At 62.2% G+C, this 21,182-nt stretch carries 22 protein-coding genes; 1 reads left to right on the forward strand and 21 read right to left on the reverse strand.

All coding sequences use genetic code 11. The annotated features are described in order from the left end of the window. Together HMPREF1546_RS12430 and HMPREF1546_RS12435 are read right to left on the reverse strand one after the other, a co-directional pair. Window positions 1-254, reverse strand: a 254-nt coding sequence (locus tag HMPREF1546_RS12430) for an alanine--tRNA ligase-related protein (protein ID WP_021751160.1), incomplete at its 3' end; no start/stop codon positions are given. A 43-nt stretch (window positions 255-297) separates the two neighbouring features. After that, on the reverse strand, window positions 298-1,476 hold the full coding sequence (locus tag HMPREF1546_RS12435; protein ID WP_021751161.1) for a glycoside hydrolase family 3 N-terminal domain-containing protein: 1,179 nt from the start codon (window positions 1,474-1,476) through the stop codon (window positions 298-300). A gap of 161 nt (window positions 1,477-1,637) precedes the next feature. Here HMPREF1546_RS12435 and HMPREF1546_RS12440 point away from each other — a divergent pair, with 161 nt between their 5' ends. Next, window positions 1,638-2,309: a hypothetical protein gene (locus tag HMPREF1546_RS12440; RefSeq protein WP_147629934.1), complete on the forward strand. Its 672-nt coding sequence runs from the start codon at window positions 1,638-1,640 to the stop codon at window positions 2,307-2,309. 107 nt (window positions 2,310-2,416) lie between these two features. Here the strand turns inward: HMPREF1546_RS12440 and aspS are convergent, their stop codons facing one another. The 19 genes from aspS to HMPREF1546_RS12535 all read right to left on the reverse strand — a co-directional run. Next, on the reverse strand, window positions 2,417-4,192 hold the full coding sequence (gene aspS, locus HMPREF1546_RS12445; RefSeq protein ID WP_021751164.1) for an aspartate--tRNA ligase: 1,776 nt from the start codon (window positions 4,190-4,192) through the stop codon (window positions 2,417-2,419). A gap of 60 nt (window positions 4,193-4,252) precedes the next feature. After that, the gene (locus tag HMPREF1546_RS12450; protein ID WP_021751165.1) at window positions 4,253-4,774 is read right to left on the reverse strand and encodes a hypothetical protein; all 522 of its coding nucleotides are present in this window, start codon (window positions 4,772-4,774) and stop codon (window positions 4,253-4,255) included. Window positions 4,775-4,902: 128 nt separating this feature from the next. Next, the gene (gene hisS / locus HMPREF1546_RS12455; RefSeq protein WP_021751166.1) at window positions 4,903-6,258 is read right to left on the reverse strand and encodes a histidine--tRNA ligase; all 1,356 of its coding nucleotides are present in this window, start codon (window positions 6,256-6,258) and stop codon (window positions 4,903-4,905) included. Between the two features lie 343 nt (window positions 6,259-6,601). After that, window positions 6,602-7,015, reverse strand: a complete 414-nt coding sequence (locus HMPREF1546_RS12460) for a methylglyoxal synthase (protein WP_021751168.1) — start codon at window positions 7,013-7,015, stop codon at window positions 6,602-6,604. A 15-nt stretch (window positions 7,016-7,030) separates the two neighbouring features. Further along, window positions 7,031-7,783 (reverse strand): septum site-determining protein MinD, encoded by a 753-nt coding sequence (minD, locus tag HMPREF1546_RS12465; protein WP_021751169.1) that lies wholly within the window; start codon window positions 7,781-7,783, stop codon window positions 7,031-7,033. Between the two features lie 35 nt (window positions 7,784-7,818). Continuing rightward, complete coding sequence (gene rsmG, locus HMPREF1546_RS12470; protein ID WP_036631218.1) at window positions 7,819-8,514, reverse strand: 16S rRNA (guanine(527)-N(7))-methyltransferase RsmG; 696 nt, start codon at window positions 8,512-8,514, stop codon at window positions 7,819-7,821. Next, complete coding sequence (gene mscL, locus HMPREF1546_RS12475) at window positions 8,514-8,960, reverse strand: large-conductance mechanosensitive channel protein MscL (protein ID WP_021751171.1); 447 nt, start codon at window positions 8,958-8,960, stop codon at window positions 8,514-8,516. Before mscL ends, rsmG begins: the two co-directional genes overlap by 1 nt. 185 nt (window positions 8,961-9,145) lie before the next feature. Then, complete coding sequence (serS, locus tag HMPREF1546_RS12480) at window positions 9,146-10,462, reverse strand: serine--tRNA ligase (protein WP_021751173.1); 1,317 nt, start codon at window positions 10,460-10,462, stop codon at window positions 9,146-9,148. Between the two features lie 67 nt (window positions 10,463-10,529). Further along, window positions 10,530-11,060, reverse strand: a complete 531-nt coding sequence (locus HMPREF1546_RS12485) for a hypothetical protein (RefSeq protein WP_021751174.1) — start codon at window positions 11,058-11,060, stop codon at window positions 10,530-10,532. A gap of 20 nt (window positions 11,061-11,080) precedes the next feature. Beyond that, on the reverse strand, window positions 11,081-11,959 hold the full coding sequence (locus tag HMPREF1546_RS12490; RefSeq protein WP_021751175.1) for a ParB/RepB/Spo0J family partition protein: 879 nt from the start codon (window positions 11,957-11,959) through the stop codon (window positions 11,081-11,083). A gap of 22 nt (window positions 11,960-11,981) precedes the next feature. Further along, window positions 11,982-12,740, reverse strand: a complete 759-nt coding sequence (locus HMPREF1546_RS12495; RefSeq protein ID WP_036636898.1) for a ParA family protein — start codon at window positions 12,738-12,740, stop codon at window positions 11,982-11,984. Between the two features lie 187 nt (window positions 12,741-12,927). Beyond that, window positions 12,928-14,796 carry a glycoside hydrolase family 13 protein gene (locus tag HMPREF1546_RS12500; protein ID WP_021751177.1) on the reverse strand — a complete coding sequence of 623 codons (1,869 nt, stop codon included), beginning with the start codon at window positions 14,794-14,796 and terminating at the stop codon, window positions 12,928-12,930. A gap of 14 nt (window positions 14,797-14,810) precedes the next feature. Then, a complete protein-coding gene (locus HMPREF1546_RS12505; RefSeq protein ID WP_021751178.1) occupies window positions 14,811-17,015 on the reverse strand; it encodes a penicillin-binding transpeptidase domain-containing protein in 2,205 nt (734 codons plus the stop codon). 14 nt (window positions 17,016-17,029) lie between these two features. Beyond that, window positions 17,030-17,542 (reverse strand): hypothetical protein, encoded by a 513-nt coding sequence (locus HMPREF1546_RS12510; RefSeq protein WP_021751179.1) that lies wholly within the window; start codon window positions 17,540-17,542, stop codon window positions 17,030-17,032. Window positions 17,543-17,584: 42 nt separating this feature from the next. Next, the gene (gene mreC, locus HMPREF1546_RS12515; protein ID WP_021751180.1) at window positions 17,585-18,424 is read right to left on the reverse strand and encodes a rod shape-determining protein MreC; all 840 of its coding nucleotides are present in this window, start codon (window positions 18,422-18,424) and stop codon (window positions 17,585-17,587) included. 22 nt (window positions 18,425-18,446) lie between these two features. Then, entirely contained in the window at window positions 18,447-19,025 is a 579-nt protein-coding gene (locus HMPREF1546_RS12520; protein ID WP_021751181.1) for a nucleoside triphosphate pyrophosphatase, read from the reverse strand. Window positions 19,026-19,035: 10 nt separating this feature from the next. Next, entirely contained in the window at window positions 19,036-19,467 is a 432-nt protein-coding gene (locus HMPREF1546_RS12525) for a dUTP diphosphatase (RefSeq protein WP_021751182.1), read from the reverse strand. A gap of 180 nt (window positions 19,468-19,647) precedes the next feature. Then, complete coding sequence (locus HMPREF1546_RS12530; protein WP_021751183.1) at window positions 19,648-20,292, reverse strand: DUF998 domain-containing protein; 645 nt, start codon at window positions 20,290-20,292, stop codon at window positions 19,648-19,650. A 4-nt stretch (window positions 20,293-20,296) separates the two neighbouring features. Next, window positions 20,297-21,182: U32 family peptidase (locus tag HMPREF1546_RS12535; protein WP_021751999.1), on the reverse strand; the 886-nt coding region annotated here is incomplete at its 5' end.

The raw sequence follows: 21,182 nt of genomic DNA on the forward strand, positions 1-21,182 counted from the left end.
CCCCCCGCCACTTGGGTGCCGATCTCCACAGGGCCGTCACAGGTGTGGAAAATCACGCCCTTTGTTTCATGGACATCCGTGACCTGGACTGCGCCCAGAGTGCCGTGGTCCTCCGGCTGTCCGCCCCCCTCCGGGTAGAAGGCGGTGCGGTCCAGCACTACGGCCCAGCCAGATTTGGATTTTTCACAGGAGAGCACCCGGGCGGTGAAGGCGGTGAGGTAGGGATCTTGGTAATAGAGTTTTTCCGTTTCCATGTGGAAAACTTCCTTTCGTCAGGGGATGGGACCGGGAGGTATGTTACAGCAGCCCCAGATTCTGCTTCCAGGTCAGCACCCGGCGGCAGGCGGTGTCGATGGTCTCCTCGGACAGGGCGCCGCTTTCCAGCGCCTCCAGGACCTTGGGGATCTGGGTGCGGTAGTCGGTGGTGATGACGAGATCGTTTCCCGCCTCCAGGGCCATCACCGCCACGGCCCCGTCGGCGCTGTACGCTGCAACTGCCTCCATGGCCAGATCATCGGTCATCACCACGCCGTCAAAGCCCAGGTCCGTCCGCAGCAGGCCGTGGACCTTCGGGGACAGGGAGGCGGGGAGATCTCCATCCACAGCAGTCATGATATTGTGGGAGACCAGCACAGCGGTCTTTCCGCCGCCGCTCTCCATACCCGCCTGGAAGGGGAGGAAGTCGGAGGACGTGAAGGACTCCAGCGGTCGCTGGTCCACGGCGATACCGGTGTGGGTATCCACATTGTTCCCATAGCCGGGGAAGTGCTTGAGGACGCTGCCCATACCGTCTTCCGCCATCTGCGAGACCACCTGGGCCACATAGTCCGCTGTGGCGGCCGCATCCTGGCCGAAGGTGCGGTCATACATAAAGTCGGCGGGGTTGGTGGACACATCTGCCACCGGGGACAGGTTCACGTTGAAGCCCAGGGCGGAGAGAAGGAGGTCCTTCTCTCGGGTATCTGCCAGCACGGCCTCCATGCCGCCGGAGGCATAAGCTTTCTGAGGAGAGGGGAACTTGGAGGCCCGCAGATGGGGATTGGAGCTGACCCGCACCACCGTGCCGCCCTCCTCGTCCACGCCGATCAGCAGCGGGATTCCGGTGTCCACAGCCGCGGCGTCCTGATAGCTCTGAATGGTCTGGATCAAAGCATCGGCAGTTTTGTCCGCCGTATCCCGGCCGAAGAGGATGTAGCCGCCCAGATGATAGGTGCTCACGTCGGAGACCGCGTCTGTGTCGGGTACCCGGACAAAGAACAGCTGGCCGACCTTTTCCTCCAGGGTCAGGGAGGCAAGCAGGTCCTCCACCTCCTGGGCGGCCAGTTCCTCCGGTGTGGGTTCCGGGGGCGCCTCCGGCTCCTGGGGCTGAATGTCCACTAAGGGTTCCTGGGAAGTCTCCTCTGTGGGGGAGCCGCCGCAGGCAGTCAGGCTCAACAGGGAGAGGACAGCCAGCAGAATTGTAAAAAGTCGTTTCATAAGAGCTCCTTTCTGCTGTGGAGTGATGATATGAAGTGTATCACATCCAGGCCCGAAAGAAAAGACTGTTACTGATTTGTGGTGGAATCCAAACGGACCCCGTGGTATGCTGGCAAAAATAGAAGGGAGCGTGTGACAACATGCGGATGGCGGCTCTACTGATGGCAATGATCGCCCTGCTGGGGAGTCCCCAGGGGGAGGGGACGGTCTCGGAGACCACCTGGGAGACGGTGGCTGTACAAGTGCTGGAGGAGACACCGGAGACGGCGGCACGGACCCTGCTGGACTGGGCGGGCTCTGGACAGACGATCCTGGAGGAGGACGTGGTCCTGGCCCTTTTGGAGGAGATGGAGGCGGAACCGGCAGCCTCCGCAGTGGCATTTGCAGCGGTTCTGGATAGGGCGGACAGCCTGCGGAAAGCAGGTGAGGCGCCGGAGCTGGGAGAAGAGACCTACCGGGCGGCGGTCCGGTCCCTGTCCCCCTTTTTCACCAGGCTTCTGGGGACGGAGACCACGCTCTGGCAGGAGGAGCCCTCTGCCTGGCCTGCGGATTTGGCTGCGTTTGACGGCATCTGGTGTGACAGCACCTTGCAGGAGCTGCTGATCTTCCAGAGCGGCACCTGTCGGGTGGTAATCCCCTACCTGGACTACTATGGGGAAACGGCCTTTTCTGCCCGGCTGCGGGACCGCGGCGGCATGGGCTGGTGTCCGTCGTTGGAGATAGATATCCACGAATCCGGCGATTTCTCCGGGCCGCTGACCTATTACGTCTCCGGTCTGGCGGAGGACCATTTCTGGTGCAATACCCAGGGCCAGCGGTTTGACAGGCTTTGACCTCCGGAGTCATGAAGGTGGTATGCGTGGGATGATGCCGGAAAGTGGAAAAAAAGAGGCGGAACGCAGAAATGCGGTCCGTCTCTTTTTTATTCCGGATTTACAGGTCAGTCCTGGGGCTTGACGATGGCGATGTGCAGCTCGTCCAATTGTTTCTGCGTGACCTCGCTGGGGGCGCTCATCATCACGTCCTGGGCGTTTTTGTTCATGGGGAAGGGGATGATCTCCCGAATGGAGTCCTCCCCGGCCAGCAGCATCACCATGCGATCCACGCCGGGGGCAATGCCCGCATGGGGCGGCGCGCCGTAGGTGAAGGCGTTGTACATGGCGGGGAACTTGGCCTTTACGTCCTCCTCGCCCAGCCGGACCATCTCAAAGGCCTTAATCATGATCTCCGGGTCATGATTCCGGACCGCGCCGGAGCTGAGCTCCACGCCGTTGCACACTAGGTCATACTGGTCGGCGGTGATGCTGAGGGGATCGATCTCGCCCCGCTCCGCCTTCAGCAGGACCTCCAGCCCGCCGGAGGGCATGGAGAAGGGGTTGTGGCAGAACTCCAGCTCGCCGGATTCCTCGCCGATCTCGTACATGGGGAAGTCCACAATCCAGCAGAAGGCGTACTGCTCACGGTCCATGTGACCGGGGACGGCGGCGCCCAGAGTCTTTACCAGCGTGCCGGCGGTCTTTTGGGCAGCGCCCAGCTTGCCGGCGGACAGGGCCAAGAAGTCGTTGGGCTTCAGACCCAGGGCAGAGACCACAGACTCCTTGATGGGCTGGACAAACTTGGCGATGCCGCCCACGATTTCGCCGTTTTCGTCCAGGCGGAACCAGTAGGGCTTGCCGCCGGAGACCACCTCCACATCCGCCAGGGTCTTGTCGATGAATTTCCGGGTCTCGTGGAAATCGCTGACCACCACGGCCTTCACCACGTTGCCCTCGAAGGGGCCGAAGCCGCAGGCGCCCAGCAGGTCGGTGACGTCCTGCACCGTCAGGTCGATGCGCAGGTCCGGCTTGTCGGAGCCATACTTCTCCATGGCCTCGGTGTAAGGGATACGCATGAAGGGCGCGGAGCTGGCCCGGTCGTATTTGCCGTACTTGGCAAAGATGGGGGGCAGCACGTCCTCCAGCACGGCGAATACGTCATCCTGAGAGGCAAAGGCCATCTCCATGTCCAGCTGGTAAAACTCACCGGGGGAGCGGTCCGCCCGGGCGTCCTCGTCCCGGAAGCAGGGGGCGATCTGGAAGTACCGGTCAAAGCCGGAGGTCATCAGCAGTTGCTTGAACTGCTGGGGCGCCTGGGGCAGGGCGTAGAACTTGCCGGGGTGGTTCCGGGCGGGCACCAGATAGTCCCGGGCACCCTCCGGGGAGGAGGCGGTCAGGATAGGGGTGGTGATCTCCAGGAAGCCATGCTCTGTCATGGCCTGCCGCAGGGCGGCCACTACCTGGCACCGGAGGATGATGTTGTTCTTCACCGCCGGGTTCCGCAGGTCCAGATAGCGGTACTTCAGGCGGGTGGCCTCGTCGGCCTCCCGGCTGCGGTTGATGGGGAAGGGCAGCTCGTTGTGCTGGCAGCGGCCCAGCACCTCAATTTTGCCGGGCACCACCTCGATCTCGCCGGTGGGCAGCTTGGCGTTCTTGCTGTCCCGCTCCCGGACGGTGCCCTCCACGGAGATGGTGGATTCCTTATTGATGGACTTCAGCAGGGCCACCATGTCGGCGGTCTCCGCCACCACCTGAGTGGTGCCGTAGAAGTCCCGGACCACGGCGAAGGCCAGCTCACTGCCTACCTCCCGGAGGTTTTCCAGCCAGCCGCAAATCTTTACGGCCTTGCCGGCGTCGGAGAGCCGCAGCTCTCCGCAGGTATGGGTGCGATTCTGTGTCATGATTGTGGATTCCTTTCTGTGTGGAAATGTGATTACAAATAGAAATTTATATAAAAAATATTACGAATTGGGATCATATTTCGCTGTCAGAGCCCAGAGCTGTTCCCCAAGGCCCCTGCCAACGGCCTCTCCGTCCGGGACGGTGCAGCCGTAGAAGTCCGCCTGTCCCGGAGCAGCATAGGACCACTCCCGGACGGTAAAGTTCAGCACAGCAAAATCGCCATCTGTACCGGCGAGGGAGAGGGAGAACATCCAGTCTCCCGCCTCATAGGAGACGGACCCATGGCTGGCATTCACCGCCTGAGCAAGGGGCTTGATTAGAGGGTCTGTCAGAGAACGGCAGAAGGAGAGGTCTTGGAGCTGTTCCAGCAGGGCCGCCCCCTCTGGGGAAGTGAGGGGCACCGACACCGTGGCGGTCTCTGGCTCCTGGGTCCAGTCCCCCAGGGAGCGGATCAGGACGTTGATCTCTTGGAGTTCCTGGCCCTTCAGCAGGTCCGGCAATGTTACCGGACGGCTGTACCAGATCGCGGCAACCAGCAGCAGGACCAACAAAGGCACCCAGACACGCTTCCGGTTCTTCATAGAAACACCTCTAGTAAATACTGCTTGTATTTTTTATAGAAAATATTTCTGCTTGGACTGCTTGAGATGCGATTTGGTTGTCTCCGCAGGTGAAATTCGGCGTTAAAGTATCTCTGTGGGGCAGGGAATTACTCCTGGATGACGGTGCCCTTTTCCCGTTCCGCGAGACCCGCCTTAATGCGGTAGACGGTGGCGGCGGGTTCCAGCTTTGTCTGCTCGCCGGTGGCCATGTCCTTGCAGGCCACCACGCCGGAGCTGATCTCGTCCTCCCCCAGAAAGATCACATAGGGGATGCCCAGCTTGTCGGCATAGGCGATTTTCTGCTTGAATTTCTTTTCCTCGCAGTGGAGCTGGGCGCGGATGCCGTTTTCCCGCAGCAGGGTGGCCAGGGAGATGGCAGCGGACAGGTCCTCCGTCATGGGCAGGATCAGCACATCTGCCGGAGCGGTGGGCAGGTCCGGATTCAGCATACCCTGTTCTCCCAGCACATAGAACAGCCGGGTCAGGCCGATGGAGATGCCCGCGCCGGGAAGCTGGCGGTCCGTGTAATACTCCGCCAGATTGTCGTACCGGCCGCCGGAACAGACGGAGCCGATCTCAGGGTGATCCAGCAAGGTAGTCTCGTAGACGGTGCCGGTGTAGTAGTCCAGGCCCCGGGCGATGGTCAGGTCCACGGCGAAATTCTCCGCCGGGACGCCGAAGTCCGCCAGATACCGGACCACCGTGTTCAGTTCCTCAAGACCCTGGTCGAAGATTTCGTTCCGGCCCCGGTAGCCCTCCAAAGCGGAGAGAACGGCGTCGTTTCCGCCGGAGATGGCGATAAACTTCAGGATCTCGTCGGCGTCGGACGGAGCCACGGTGAGGTCGCCGGTGAGGATGGCCTTCACCTTTTCCGGCCCGATTTTGTCCAGCTTGTCTACGGTGCGCATGATGTCGCCGGATTTCTCCGTCAGGCCCAGCATGGCGTAGAAGCCGTTGAGGATCTTCCGGTTGTTCACCCGGATCTGGAACCGCTTCAGTCCCAGGGTGGAGAAGGTCTTGTAGATGATGGCGGGGATCTCCGCCTCATTGATGATGGAGAGCCTGCCATCTCCGATGATGTCGATGTCCGCCTGATAGAACTCCCGGAAGCGGCCCCGTTGGGCCCGCTCACCCCGGTACACCTTGCCGATCTGATACCGGCGGAAAGGGAAGGTCAGGTCGTTGTAGTGGAGGGCCACATACTTTGCCAGGGGGACCGTCAGGTCGAACCGGAGTGCCAGATCCGCGTCGCCCTTCTGGAAGCGGTAGATCTGCTTCTCCGTCTCGCCGCCGCCCTTGGCCAGCAGTACCTCGCTGGACTCGATCACCGGGGTGTCCAGGGGGGTAAAGCCATAGAGGGAATAGGTACGGCGGAGGATCTCCATGATCCGCTCCATCTGCTGCTGTGGTCCGGGCAGCAGTTCCATAAAGCCGGACAGTGTCCGTGGGGTCATTTTAGCCATCGTCAAAACTCCTTTTTCGTGGGATGCGGGTCGCTGCCCGGGATGCACCGCGGGCGCAAAATGATAAAACGCTCCCGTCCCGCGGCTTTGGGACGAGAGCGATTCCGCTTCGTGGTGCCACCCAAATTCAAGGCCTATAGAGCCTCCTTTTTGCCTCCTGTGCTACGGGGAGGGTGCCGTGGGCGTCTCCGCCCCCGCTCCGCCGCTGTCCTTCGTCCAGGCCGGCCGGGCCGCTCTCAGCGGTGCGCCCCTCTCTGTGGGGCCGGCGATTGGAGTACTGCTGCGGCATCCGCGCGGTGCAAATGAATCAACAGGGTGATTGTATGCGCTTTGGGGAAAAATGTCAAGCGATGGGACGGTTGGAGGGATTGACGATGCAGCGCCAGTCCAAATCGCCCCGGGCCAGACCCAGCACCAGCGCCTCCGCCGTGGCCAGATTGCTGGCAAAGGGGATGTTGTTCTGGTCGCACAGCCGGGAGATATAGGAAACATCTCCCACCATAGCCTCGTTGTTGGGGTCGTTGAAGAAGAGTACCAGGTCGAATTCGTTGTATGCGATCCGGGCGCCGATCTGCTGGCTGCCGCCGTGGGCGTAGGACAGGAAGCAGTGGACATTCAGGCCCGTGGCGTCGGCCACCATGTGGCCAGTGGTGTTGGTGGCGTAAATGTTGTGGTGGGACAGGATGCCGGCGTAGGCGGTGCAGAACTGCACCATCAGCTCCTTCTTGTTGTCGTGGGACATGAGGGCGATGTTCATGAAAGACTCCTTTCTCTATCTGATCCGCAGCAGGGGGACCCGTTCCCCCTGGAGGCGTTTCGCAATGTTGCGGTAGGCAGTCGCGGCGCTCTGGCCGTCCGCCAGCAGGATGGGCACACCCCGGTTCATACACAGCGGCAGGGCGTCATCCTCGGGGACCACTCCCAGCAGCGGCAGGCCGGCCTTGTCGATGGCATCGTCAATGGTGGCGTGGAGCTGGCGCAGCAGCTTTTTGCGCACCCGATTCACCACCAGGTGCAGGGCGCCTGATGGGAAGCGATCCAGCTCCATGACGGTGTGCTGGGCGTCCCGCAGGGAGGAGGCGTCCGCAGTGGTCACCACCACGCAGCGGTCCGCGGCGCAGGTGGCCAGCTGAAAGCCCCGCCCCAGGCCCGCAGGTGCGTCCAGCAGACAGAAGTCAAACCGCCTGCGTACCTCCCGCAGCAGATCTGCCATCTGGATCTCCGTCACCGGGCGACCATGGGGACGCGCCGGCGCGGTCAGCAGGAAAAGGCCGGGGATCTTGGGGTGTTCCACAGCGGCCAGTTCCAGGGAACAGCGGTTCTGCGCCACGTCTGAGAAGTCCATCAGCGTCCGGTCCGACAGGCCCAGGGCCAGATCCAGATTCCGCAGACCGATGTCGCAGTCCAGGCACAGCACCCGCCGGCCAGATAGGGCGAGAGCCGCGCCTACACCCGCCGTAAAGGAGGTCTTTCCGGTGCCGCCCTTTCCGGATGCGACGGCAATGCACTGTCCTGGAGACGTCATCAGGCGGCACTTCCTTTCAACTGCTCACAAATGTATTATAAGGGATTCTTCTTGATTTTTGCAAACATTCTCGGATATTTTTCCGGAGTTTTTTTCACTTTTTCCACCACGATCAGCCGGTGGCGCACATCTGTACCGGGGATGGCATAGTCCCGGACCGCCTCCACGGCGCCGCCCAGGATCGCAATGGCGTGCTGTGCGGCGGCCAGCTCCGCGTCTGACTCCACGGATTTCATGGCCAGGAACTTCCCGCCGGGCTTTACCAGCGGCAGGCACAGCTCACACAGCACCGGCAGGGCCGCCACTGCCCGGGAGACCGCTAAATCGAAGATTTCCCGGTGCTCCGCGGCAAATTCCTCCGCCCGGGCGTGGACGCAGGCTACATCGGGGAGGTCCAGCTCCCGGCACACCGTCTCCAGGAACTGGATGCGCTTGTTCAGGGAGTCCAGCAGCGTCAGGCGGATGGAGGGCTCCAGCACCCGCAGGGGCAGACCGGGAAAACCGGCACCGGTGCCGACGTCCACCACGGACTTTCCGGAAAAGGACTCCAGGGTCAGCAGGGCGGCGCTGTCCAAAAAGTGGAGAGTGGCCACATCCTCCGGGTCCGTAATGGCGGTGAGGTTCATCACCTTGTTGGTCTCGATCAGCAGATCCCCATACCGGACCAGAGCAGGGATTCCCTCCACAGGGAGGTTCAGGGCGGCAAGACCCGATTGCAGGCGCTGTTCCATCATGTCCTCTCCTTCAGCAGGTCTCGGATCTCCGCCAGCAGCACTTCCTCCTGCGAGGGCTGGGGCGGGGGAGGAGGAGCGGCCTCCTTCTTTCGGTGGAAGCGGTTGATAGCTTTGATGAGGCAGAAGACCGCAAAGGCGATGATGAGGAAGTCCAGAATAGTGGAGAGAAAAGAGCCGTAATTGATGGCAACAGCGGCGCGCACTTCGTTGCCGCCGGCGTCATACACCGCCTCCCGCAGGACCCATTGCCATTGGGAGAAGTCCGCGCCGCCGGTGAGCAGGGAGAGCAGGGGCATCAGGATATCGTTGACCAGGGAGGTGGAAATTTTGCCGAAGGCGCCGCCGATGATGACGCCCACCGCCATATCCAGCACATTTCCTCTGGCAATGAATTGGCGAAACTCCGCCAGGAAGCCGGTGGTCTTTTTGGTAAGTTCAGTCATGGGACTCTCCTGTGTGAAATGAATGGGCACCTGTGTACGTATACTGTAACCATTGGAGCCCAAGGCTTTCAGAGATTTGACCCGAATGGAGCCGCTGGAGGGGCACCGAATGATCCGGAGCAGGGCTGCGCGCCGCTCCAACGGCTGGAAACGGGTTCAACGATTTGTATAAATAAAACAAAAAATTACAAATTGGATTTTTTTGCGGGGACCAGCAATTCCTTGCCGCCCATATAGGGCCGCAGGACCTGGGGGATGCGGACAGTGCCGTCGGCCTGGAGGTTGTTCTCCAGGAAGGCGATCAGCATCCGGGGCGGGGCCACGCAGGTGTTATTCAGGGTGTGGCACAGCTGCATTTTGCCATTTTCATCCTTATAGCGGATGCGCAGACGGCGGGCCTGGGCGTCCCCCAGATTGGAGCAGGAGCACACCTCAAAGAACTTCTGCTGGCGGGGAGACCAGGCCTCGATATCGCAGGACTTGACCTTTAGATCTGCCAGGTCGCCGGAGCAGCACTCCAGCTGCCGCACCGGAATATCCAGAGAGCGGAACAGCTCCACGGACATCCGCCACAGCTTCTCATACCAGTCCTTGGACTCCTCGGGCTTACAGACTACGATCATCTCCTGCTTTTCAAACTGGTGGATGCGGTAGATGCCACGCTCCTCGATGCCGTGGGCACCTTTCTCCTTGCGGAAACAGGGGGAGTAGGAGGTAAGGGTCTGGGGCAGGCTCTCAGCCGGCAGGATCTGGTCAATGAACCGGCCGATCATGGAGTGCTCGCTGGTGCCGATCAGGTACAGGTCCTCCCCTTCGATCTTGTACATCATGCCGTCCATGTCTGTCTGGCTCATAACGCCCTCCACCACGTTGCCGTGGATCATGAAGGGGGGGATGCAGTAGGTGAAGCCCTTGTCGATCATGAAGTCCCGGCCGTAGGCCAGCACCGCCTCATGGAGCCGGGCAATGTCGCCCAGCAGGTAGTAAAAGCCGCTGCCGGAGACTCGCCCGGCGGCATCCAGGTCGATGCCGTTGAAGGACTCCATGATATCCACGTGGTAGGGAATGGGGAAGTCGGGGACTTCACATGCTCCGAACCGCTGGACCTCTACATTTTCGCTGTCATCCTTGCCGATGGGCACGGAGGAATCGATCATCTGGGGGATCAGCAGCATATTGTGATGGAGCTTTTCCTCCAGCTCCGTCTCCTGTTTCTCCAGCTCTGCCAAGCGGTCCGCCTGTTCCTTCACCTGCTGCTTGACAGCCTCGGCCTCCGCCAGCTTGGCGGGGTCCTTTTTGGCCTGGCCCATCAGCATGCCGATCTGCTTGCTGAGTGTGTTTCGGTTGGAGCGGAGCTGATCCGCCTCCGCAATGGCGGCCCGGCGCTTGGAGTCCAGGTCCAGGACTTCGTCTACCAGGGGAAGCTTGGCATCCTGAAACTTCTTTTTGATATTTTCACGGACGGCATCCGGATTCTCCCGGATAAATTTGATATCCAGCATGATGATTCTCTCCTCAATTTATTGATGTTGCATGTTTCACGTGAAACAATGGCCAGCCGTTGACTGCTCAACGGGCCTCTGCTGCTTCCTTCAGCTGCGCATACCGCTGGGAGGGAGGGGTGACACCCTCCTCAGCAGTCTCAGGCAGTGCGTCCCGGTATTCAGACGCCTCGAAGGCGTCGATGCTGGCTTGACAGCCCGCCAGATCTCCCGCAGAATACTGCTGCTGAATGGTGTACAGAGCCAGCAGTGCCTGGTTCTCCCGCTGGGCCTCCGCCAAGGCGGCGTCAGTTTCCTCTGCGGAGGACTCCAGCGCGTCGATGGTGGTCTGGGCTTCATCCAGCTGGTTTTGCAGGTCCAGCAGGGCGTCCTGCGTGGCCTGTACCTCCTGCATGGCAGTGACAGAGTCCTGAAGTTCCCCAAGCACCTCGGAGTTGCTCCGCTGGTGCATTAGAAAGGACAGCGCCATCAGCAGAAAGGCCACGATGAACAGGATCATGATATAGATGACAACGGGTTTTTTCCCGGTGGAGGGCGTTTCCTCCGGAGCAGAGGAGGGTGTCTCCGCTTCGTCTCCGCTGCGCTTTTCAAATTTCATGGCAGATCATCCTTTCCCAATCAGGGGGTTTTCGTTTGCTTTGCCCGGAGCATCGCCAGGGCCTCCAGCAGGTCGTTGAGGTCGTCGATGCCGTAGTATTCCAGCTCAATCCGGCCCTTTTTGCGGCCGGTGACGATCCGCACCCCCCGGCCCAGCTTGGAGCTCAACTCCTTCTGCGCCTCCGCGGCATAGTCGATTCCCTTCGGCGCGGGGGCTTTTTCCGGCTTTTCCAGACTCAGCCGCTTGGCCAGGGCCTCCGTCTGGCGGACAGAGAGGCCGCCGGAGATCACGGCGCCAGCGGCGTTTTCCTGCAGGGCGGGGGAGAGGGGCAGCAGCGCCCGGGCGTGACCGGCGGAGAGCTTTCCCTCCTCCACCAGCTTGGCCACCGGCGGCGTCAGGGACAGCAGCCGCAGCGCGTTGGCCACGGCGCTGCGGGATTTGCCCACTCGGGACGCGGCCTCCTCCTGGGTCATGTGATACGTTTCCATCAGGGACTGGAAGCCAGCGGCTTCCTCTATGGGGTTCAGATCCTCCCGCTGGAGGTTTTCGATCATGGCCAGCTCGGCGGCCTTGCGGTCATCGGCCTCCATGACAATGACGGGCACTTCCTGAAGGCCCGCCAGCCGCGCAGCCCGCCAGCGCCGCTCTCCAGCGATGATCTGATAGTAGCCGGAGGCCAGCTTCCGGACGGTAAGAGGCTGGATGATACCGTGCTCTCGGATGGAGTCGGCCAGTTCTGCCAGGGATGCCTCGTCAAAGTGCTTGCGGGGCTGGGAGGAACAGCTTTCCACCTGGGAAATGGGCAGGTACAGGCTGCCGGTGCTCTCCGCCTTCAATACGTCGTCGCCCAGCAGGGCGCCGAGACCCCGGCCGAGGCCGGAGGGTTTCTTGGATGCCATGGGAACGCTCCTTTCCAGAGAATCAGGCGCTTTGCTTTTTCAGAAACTCCGCCGCAAAGGCGGTGTAGGCCTCCGCGCCCCGGGAGGTCCGATCATAGGCGGTGATGGGCTTGCCGTGGCTGGGCGCCTCGCTGAGGCGCACGTTCCGGGGGATCACAGTGGCATAGACCTTGCCGGGGAAGTAGTGCTTCACTTCCTCCGCCACCTGCAAGGCCAAATTGGTCCGCCCGTCAAACATGGTCAGCAGCACGCCGTCCAGTTCCAGCCGGGGATTCAGGGACCTGCGGACGATCCGCACCGTGTTCATCAGGTCACTGAGGCCCTCCAGAGCGTAGTATTCGCCCTGCACCGGCACCAGGATGGCGTCCGCGGCGCAGAGGGCGTTCAGCGTCAGCAGTTCCAGAGAGGGGGGGCAGTCGATGAACAGGAAGTCGTAGCGATCTTTTACCTTGTCCAGCGCGTCCCGCAGAAGGAATTCCCGGCGCTCCATGCCGATCAGTTCGATCCCGGCGCCGGCCAGCGCCTTGTTGGAGGGGAGAACATCGCCGTATTTGGTGTGCACCAGGGCGGCCTCCACCGGCACTTCGCCGATCAGGGCATCGTAGATTCCCTTGGAGACCGTCTTGTCCACGCCCATTCCAGAAGTGGAATTGGCCTGAGGATCAAAATCACACAGGAGGATGCGCTGCCCGGCCTCCGTCAAGGCCGCGGCGAGATTCACACAGGTGGTTGTTTTCCCCACGCCGCCTTTTTGATTCACAATCGCAATGGTTTTTGCCACGTGGGCACCTACTTTCTGAAAATACCCAATAAGGTAGAAATGCTTATGCTCATTTATTATAGCAAGCGTGGACGGCCGTTGCAAGGAGAAAAGCGGAAAAGCAGAGAAAAGGAAGAGAAAATGTTTCACGTGAAACAAACGGCAGAAAAAGAGCCGCGGATGTTTCACGTGAAACATCCGCAGCCGGTCACAGCAAAAGACGGCAGCCCCAGGGCGGCAGCTGCAAGTGCAGAACACCGCCGGAACAGGGAAGAGTATCTCCGGTGAGGAGATCAGTGGGGCCAGCGCCTTCCCACAGCAGTGTGACAGTGTGGGAGTCCGGTGAGGCGTTGACGGCTGTGGTCAGCCGCTGGTCACCGTTCTGCCGGGCAAAAATCAACAAAGGACCTGCGGTGTAGAGCCAGGAGATGGTGCCGGACTGCAGGGCTGGATACGCATTCCGCAGGGCACCCAGCCGGGTGAACCACGCCAGCAGGTCCCGGTCTTCCCGGCCCCAGGGGTAGGTTCCCCGATTCAGAGGGTCCTCAAAGCCCTCCATCCCGGCCTCATCCCCGTAATAGATCATGGGAGAGCCGGGGAAGGTGAACAGCACCAGCGCCGCCAGCCGCAGCTTGGCGATGCCCGCTGCCCGCTCCCGGGGCAAAAGCCGGTAGGAGGCCCGCTCCGCCTTGGTGTCCGGCGTTCGGTCCGCACCCAGCAGCGTCAGGATGCGGGGGGTATCGTGGGTGCCCAAAAAGTTCATGGCGGAGTAAAAGGCCGCCGGAGGATAGTTCTCCCGCAGGGTCTCCATGGCCTCCCGAAAGTCATCGGCATCCCCGCCGGAGACATAGGCCAGCAGCGCCGTGCGGAAGGGGTAGTTCATCAGCCCGTGGGTCTCACTGCCCAGCAGATACCGCCGCCGCTGGGAGTAGGCGATCTTATTGGAGCCGTCCTCCCACACCTCGCCGATCAGGACGCTGTCAGGGGCCGTCTCCTCCATGGCGGCGCGGATCTTCTCCAGAAACCAGTCCGGCAGCTCATCCGCCACATCCAGCCGCCAGCCGGAAGCTCCGGCACGCAGCCACCGGCGGATAATGGAGTCCTTGGCGTCAATGATGAAATCCACATAAGAGGGAGAGGACTCCTCCACCGCTGGCAGAGTGCGGATGCCCCACCAGGAGTCGTAGGAATCCGGCCAGTGGTGGAACCGGTACCAGCTGTACCAGGGAGAATCCTGGCTCTGGGCTGCACCCAGGGTGGGGTAATAGCCGTCGGCATTGAAGTACATGCTCTGGGATCCGGTGTGGTTGAACACGCCGTCCAAAATCACCCGCATCCCCCGCTGTCGGGCCTGGGCGCAGAGAGCGCGGAAATCGGCCTCCGTGCCCAGCATGGGGTCGATGCGGGTATAGTCCGCTGTGTTATAACGGTGGTTGGAGGCAGACTCGAAAATGGGGCAGAGGTACAGCGTGGTGACACCAAGGGCCTTCAAATCGTCCAGTTTCGAAGTGATCCCCGCCAGAGTGCCACCAAAGAAGTCCCGGTTGCGGATCTCCCCATCCGGATCCGGCCGCCACTCCGGCGTGTCATCCCAGTCCTCGTGGACCCAGCGCCGTCCAACCAGACCCGCAGGGTCCACGGGTGCCAGACGGCAGAAACGATCTGGGAAAATTTGGTATGTCACACCTGCCCCAAACCAGCCGGGCGTACGGCTTTCCTGGTAGACTGTCAGCTGCCAGGACACGGCCTGTCCGTCACTGCGGTAGCCGGTCTTGTCCAGCAGACAGCCGGTGCCGTCCTCCCGCCAGAAGCGGAAGTGATACCAGAGAAGATCGGGCAGCTCCGGCGCGGTCAGTGTGGCGGAAAAGCAAAGCCGCTCGCCTGCGGGGCCCTCCAGGGGTAGTTCCTGCTCCCGCTGCGTCCCGGAAAACTCACAGGAGAGGACCAGTGCGCAGTGGGAAAAGCCCTCCGTGGCCAGGGGGCGGCAGTGAAAGGTGACCGCCGTTCCGCAGGGGACGGCGCCGAAGGGCTCCTTGCACAGGTCGCAGCGGGGATCAAAGACAAAGGGTTCGCTCATGGGGATGCGTCTCCTTACGGAAGCAGTTGGTTTTCGCCGGTGACGGCACTGCCGGTCTCGTCGGCGGTAAAGTAAGCGTTGAGAATATCCACGCCCGTGGTGGCCAGATTGGAGCCCCAGGTGGCGTGCTCAATGACGATGGCCACGGCGATCTCCGGATCGTCATAAGGGGCGAAGCAAACGAAGACGCCGTTTTCGGTCTGGTTGCCGCCCAGCTCGGAGGTGCCGGTCTTGGCGCCGGCAGTGACCACACAGTTCCGGAAGGCATTGTAAACAGAGCCGCCGGGCTGGGTGTAGCCCAGCATGCCCTTTTTCACCGCCTCTAGCGTGGAATCCTGCATGGAGACCACGTTGGTGGGCGCCGTGTCGCCCACAGCCAGGACCTCCGTATTGTCATAGGACTTCACGGCCTTCAGCAGGTGGGCCTTGCAGTGCTGTCCGCCGGAGGCCAGTGTGGCGATGTAGTTGGCAAGCTGGAGGGGCGAGTAGAGCTGGTTGGCCTGGCCGAAGGTGGCCCAGGGGGTCTGGTCGTGGCCCGCCTCATTGCTGGGCAAGGTACCGGCGTAATCACCAATCTCAATGCCGGTGTGCTCTCCCAGGCCGAAGGCCTGCAGATACTCCCGGAAGGTGTCCATGCCCATTCGGTATCCCATCTCCGCGAAGAAGTAGTTGCAGGACTTGGTGATGGCCTCCGTCACATTGATGAGACCGTGGTTGCCGCCGGCGCAGTTGGCGCCGCTGTGGGTGGGGTCGTTGGGATAGACCCACCGGCTGGGAGAGTAGATCTCCTGGGTGGGAGTAATGATCCCCTTCTCCAGCGCGGCCACGGCCGTCAGGGGCTTGATGGTGGAGCCGGGGACGTACGTCCCGTTGGTGGCGCGGTTTGTGAAGGGGCGGGCAGGGTCATTGTAGAGAGCCGCGTAGATGCTGCTCTGTCGGAATGTGGAGAGATCATAGGTGGGATAAGAGGCCAGGGCCAGAACTTCCCCCGTGCCCACCTGTACCACCGCCACGGCGCCGCCCCGGGTCTCATCCCCATCCTCCCCGGTCATCCGGGTGATGGTGGCGGCCAGGGCGTCCTCCGCCGCCTGCTGGAGGTCCAGGTCGATGGTCAGCTCCACAGTGTTGCCGGGCACCGGCTCCTTGGAGTAATACTCGCCGGTGATCTTGCCGTCCTCGTTCAGGGAGACCACCCGGGTGCCGTCGGTGCCCTTGAGATGGGATTCAAAGGCCGCCTCCACGCCGTCCTTGCCCACATAGTCGTTCCAGTTATATCCCTCGCCCAGGGCCTCCTTTTCCGCACTGTCGTTGATTTTTCCGAGATACCCCAGGATATGCGCCCCGTAGGTCGTCTCGTACTCCCGCACGGAGGAGGGGGTGATCTTGGCTCCGGCGTAGTCGCCGTCGTTCAGCAGGGAGATCAGCTCCGCGTCGATATCCTCCGCCAGCACATAGGCGTCCGTTCTGGCGAGATTTCGGCTGCGGATCTCGTACTGGACGCCCAGCACCAGCCGGGCCTCCTCCACGGAAAAAGAGGCGGAGAGGCCGAAATCCTTCCGCATCAGGGCGATCAGCCGCGTGGCGGAGAGACCGGACCCTTCCAGCATGGCGCCGGTCAGCTGACTGGAGGTCAGCTCCTCCAGCAGGGCCTGGGCCTTGCCGGCCTGATCCAGCTCCTCATCCGCCAGGATGTCGTCGGCGGGGTTTTCCCTGTTGCCCTCCTCGTCCGTGGTCTCCAGCAGGGCAGGATGCTCCAGCAGATAGGCGGCCAGGGCGTTCGCGGCCTCGTCCAGATCCTTCAGATAGGTGAGAAAGCGGCTCCTGGCCGCGCTGTCCAGGGAGTCGATGGTGTAGGCGAAGGGGGCGGAGCGGGAGATGGGCAGAGAATCCACCCAGTTGATCCCCCGGCTCTGACACAGCTGCAGCAGCCGCAGGAGGGACTCGTTGGCATCTTCGTCCTTCTCCAGCAGGGAGGCGTCAAAGGTCAGGTTGTAGGAGGAGCGGCTGGACACCAGCACCTTGCCGTTTCGGTCGGTAATGTTGCCCCGGGCGGCCTCCACGGTCTCCGACCGGGCGATGCTGCGGACGGAGCTGGCGTAGTAATAGTCGTAATTGTTCACCTGCGTGTCGTACAGGACCCCGATGTAGACCGCAGCCACAATGAAAAACAGGGCTGCCAGAACATACAGGCGCAGATGATGGGCTTCCTTATGGTCCATAGACAGCCTCCTTCTCAGTCATCCAGGTGGGTGCGGCGGAACACGGCAGAGAACAGCAACACCACCGGGACCACCAGCAGGATGGAGACGCAGACCTCCCGCAGGAAGACCTGGGCCCCCGCAGCCCAGGCGGCTTTCCCCCCGGCCCACAGCACGACACAGTGAAAGGCGTCTGTGAGGAGGAAGGAGAGCACGGAGGTGACCACCCCACAGAGAAAGCCCGCCGGCAGCAGGCTCTGGGAGATCAGCGCCGCGCATAGCCCCGCCGCGGGAAAGATCAGGGTGTAAAAGCAGGGGATGGACGCCGGCAGCAGCAGGTCGCACAGCACTCCCACCGTCAGGGCGTAGACGGAGGCGGGGAGGGGACCCTCATACATACCCAGGACCGCCACCAGGATGGGGAACACAAAGGGAATGACGCCCCAGAGGGTGATCCGCTGGAGCACCGCCCCCTGGAGCAGGAAGAATACTGCCGTGGCCCCGGCATACAGGGCCCATTTGAAAATGGTCTCATTCCGCGCCAGCAATGCCGGAGCCTCCTTTCCGAACAGGTGGGGACATCCGTCCCATCAGGTCTGGATGTCAAAGGATTTGATGACGAAGACCTCCACCAGACTGTCAAAGTCGGCGGCGGGTTCCAGCACCGCGTAGGAGGCGGCGCCGGAGTCGCTGAGCTGCACCTCCTCCACTGTGCCGACAGAGAGGCCGGAGGGATAATACCCGCCCAGGCCGGAGGTGACCACCAGATCGCCGCCCAGCAGCTGACAGTCCGCGGGCAGATAGTCCAGCCGCAGGCGGTTCTCCCGCATCAGGGAGAAGTCGCCCACCGCCAGCCCCAGGTCCTTGGTGCGGAACACCTGGGCGCCCAGGGAGGTGTCCGTGTCCACGATGGTGAGGACCGTGCACCAGTTGAGTCCCACTTCGCTGACCACACCCACCAGGGCATACGTCTCGTCGATGACGCAGTCGTTCACTTCGACGCCGTGATCCGTGCCGATGTTCAGTGTCAGGGAGGAGGTCCAGTTGGTGACCGTGCGCTCCGTGACGGAGGCCGTCTCCAGCTCCAGGTCATAGTTCTGGGGCCGCAGGTTCAGCAGATCCCGCAGGCGGGCGTTTTCCTCATTGTTGGTCTGAGCCAGGCGGTTCTGAGCCTTGAGGATGGCGTTTTCCCGCCGCAGGGCGGCGTTCTCCTCCTCCAGGGCGGTGACGTCCTGATAGTAGTTCTGCTTGTCTGTGATCCAGCCTGTCACAGCGGTGTAGGCCGACCGGAAGGGGGAGGCGATGATCCCCGCCAGATTGGACAGGGGAGAGGAGGTGTTGGAGAAAAAGGACATGAGGGACAGGCTCACGGCGATCACCGCCGTGGCGAACAGGACCCAGATGCCGTGTTCCCGAAAAAATTTCTTCAAAGGAAACCCTCCTGATCGTTGGTCAGCAGAAGAAATGGACGCCGAACCGCTCCAGCATCCGGCTCAAGCGCAGGACCGGCAGACCCATCACGTTGAAAAAGTCACCGTCCAGCCGCTCCACCAGAAGGGCACCCAGCCCCTGGACGCCGTAGGCCCCGGCTTTGTCCATGGGCTCGCCGGTGCGGATGTAGCCCCGGAGCTCCGCCTCCGCGGCAGGGCGGAAATACACGTCGGTGGACGCGCTCTCCGTCAGGATCTCGCCGCCCCGGCGGACGGTGACGCCGGTGCATACCGTGTGGCGGCGGCCCTGGAGGGCCGTCAGCATCCGCAGGGCGTCCGCCTCGTCCACAGGCTTGCCGAGACGCTGGTCGTCCAGAAACACCATGGTGTCGGCAGTGATGATGATTTCCTCCGGTGTGCAGAGAGCGGCGGCCGCGTCGGACTTCTCCCGGGAGATGTACTCCACCGTCTCCCGGGGGGAGAGGCCGGCGGGATAGGTCTCCTCTGTCTGAGGCACCCGGATGTCAAAGTCCGTGATGCCGATGCGCTGGAGCAGCTCCTGCCGCCGGGGAGAGCCGGAGGCCAGTACGATCTTTGCCATGGCCGCGCCCTCACTTTCCGGTGGAGCCGAAGCCGCCCCGGTCGGGACCGTCCAGATGCTCCACTTTGGTGAAGGTCAGCCGGGGCTGGTTTTTCATGATGCGGAACTGGCAGATCCGGGCGTTTTTCTCAATGGTCACATCCCGGGTGGCGTAGGCGGGCATCCGCCACTGGTCACCGTCGCCCCGGTAGGTGTAGTCTACCACGCCCATGGAGTTGGTCTGCAGAATGCCGTAATTCTTAAAGGTGGAGCTGCGGGGGACGATGTGGGCTTCATACCCCTCCGGCAGGGCGATGGCCACCCCCAAGGGGATCAGCCGGAACTCCCCGGCCTTCATAGTCACGGTTTCCGCCGCATGTAGGTCGATCCAGTCGGACTTGCCCTCCACGTAGCACAGCTCGTCGATGTCATCTGTGAAATATTTTACCTTGATCTCTTCCATGTCAAACTCCAAAATAAATACGGTTTGTATAATATAAAATAAAATTTATGAATTGTATAGGAAATATGATGCTGTCAGGCGGTTAACCCCATTGGATGCAGGAGACAAGTCCCGCTGATGGGCGGACAGATGCATCCCTGCTTTTATCAGTGTAAGGTTCCGTGCGGAGGGCTGTACAGCTCAGGGGGCGGAAATCAGGTGGACGATTGCATCCAGCAACAAGGGAACATACATGGCCGCCAGGCAGAGCTGTTCCCAAAGACCCTCACGGGCCACAGCCGTGCCCTGGAAGCGGTCTTTGTCCGAGAGGACAAACAGCGTGAAGAATACCAGCGCCAGCCCCAGGGCGGCAAAGCAGGCCCACGCCATAACCGGGGAGTCTGTCTCCAGCGCCAGCAGCGCCCGCCAGAGGGGTAGGAACAGCAGGGCGAAAAAGCCCAGGGCAGAGGCAATGCCGTGGATCAGGGCAGAGGGATCCGACAGATCTTTGGTGAGCCCGGTGGGAAACAGGGCGGCCAGGATACCGGCGCCCAGGGCGAAGCCGCCCAGGGACACGGCCAATCCCGCCGCCAGCCACCGGGAGGCCGGCGCCGCGCCGACGGCGTAGACGGCGGCAGTGGTCAAAAGCCATATCCCCAGCCACGCCAGCCACAGGCGGTAGACCCGGGCCACGGGACCGCCCCTTCTGCCCAGAACGCTGACCGCCATGGTTCCAGGCCGATAGGCTGGATCCTTCCGGGCCAGCAGGCAGGGAAGCAGAAACTCTCCGCAGAGGGTAAGGATCAAAAGGGTCCAAAACCAGCGGGTATCTATCCAGGCTGCCATTTGATTATTCAACTCCCCGTTCGTAAAGCCCCCGGGTGAAATCCCCCGCGGCGGGCGCGGCATCCAGATAGTTTTGCACGACGGACACGCACTCCTCCGCTGTCTCCGTGGTGAAGCGGAGACGGGCATAGGCCAGTCCCAGCCTGCGGTGCTCCGGCCGGTCCGCCAGATACAGCGGCTTGCTGTTCTGGATTTCCGTCCGGTGGCCGTAGGCGGGCAGCAGGGGAAAAGCGGCGCCGGTGCGGTCGACCAGAACATTGGGCTGGCCGCAGCGGCAGGGGCCGTCCTCCGGGACACAAGGGCCCTGCCGGTCCAGGCGGCAGCCGGTCTCGTTCTGCACCAGGCAGTTCTCCGTAATCATCAGGGGCAGGCGGCCGTAGACAATGGCCTCCGCCCGCAGCACCTTTTTCAGATCCCGGATCTGGGCGAACCGCAGCTCAAAGGACACGCAGGCGCTCTCCAGCTCCTTGTCCTTCAGATAGGCCAGGGACCGGGAATTGAACACATTCAGGCCGTAATCGCCGTAGAGATGGAAGTTCAGGCCCCGCACCAGGGGCAGATGGCCCAGATTTCCGATCAGAACACCGGTAAAGCCCAGAGCCCGGGCCCGCTCCAGCAAGGTGCGGAGCGCAGGCTCGTCCCGGTCCCGCCAGACCCGGGGCAGAACGGCGCACCATTCCGGGCCTTCTCCCGGGAGAGATTCCAGCCGAGGGACCTCTTCCAGCGGGATATAGACCCGGGCCGGGCAGCCCAGCTCCAGCAGGGTGGGGGAGAGCTGCTCCAGCCGGGTCACGGAAATGGTGAGTCGGGGCGCCTCCGCTGTGCAGTCGGCCTCCGGCAGGGGCGGCACCGGCAGCTCCCGGCGCTTGGGCGGCGCAGTGCGGGCGGCG

Origin of the sequence: Oscillibacter sp. KLE 1745, assembly GCF_000469445.2 — a bacterium.
Lineage (GTDB): Bacteria > Bacillota > Clostridia > Oscillospirales > Oscillospiraceae > Oscillibacter > Oscillibacter welbionis.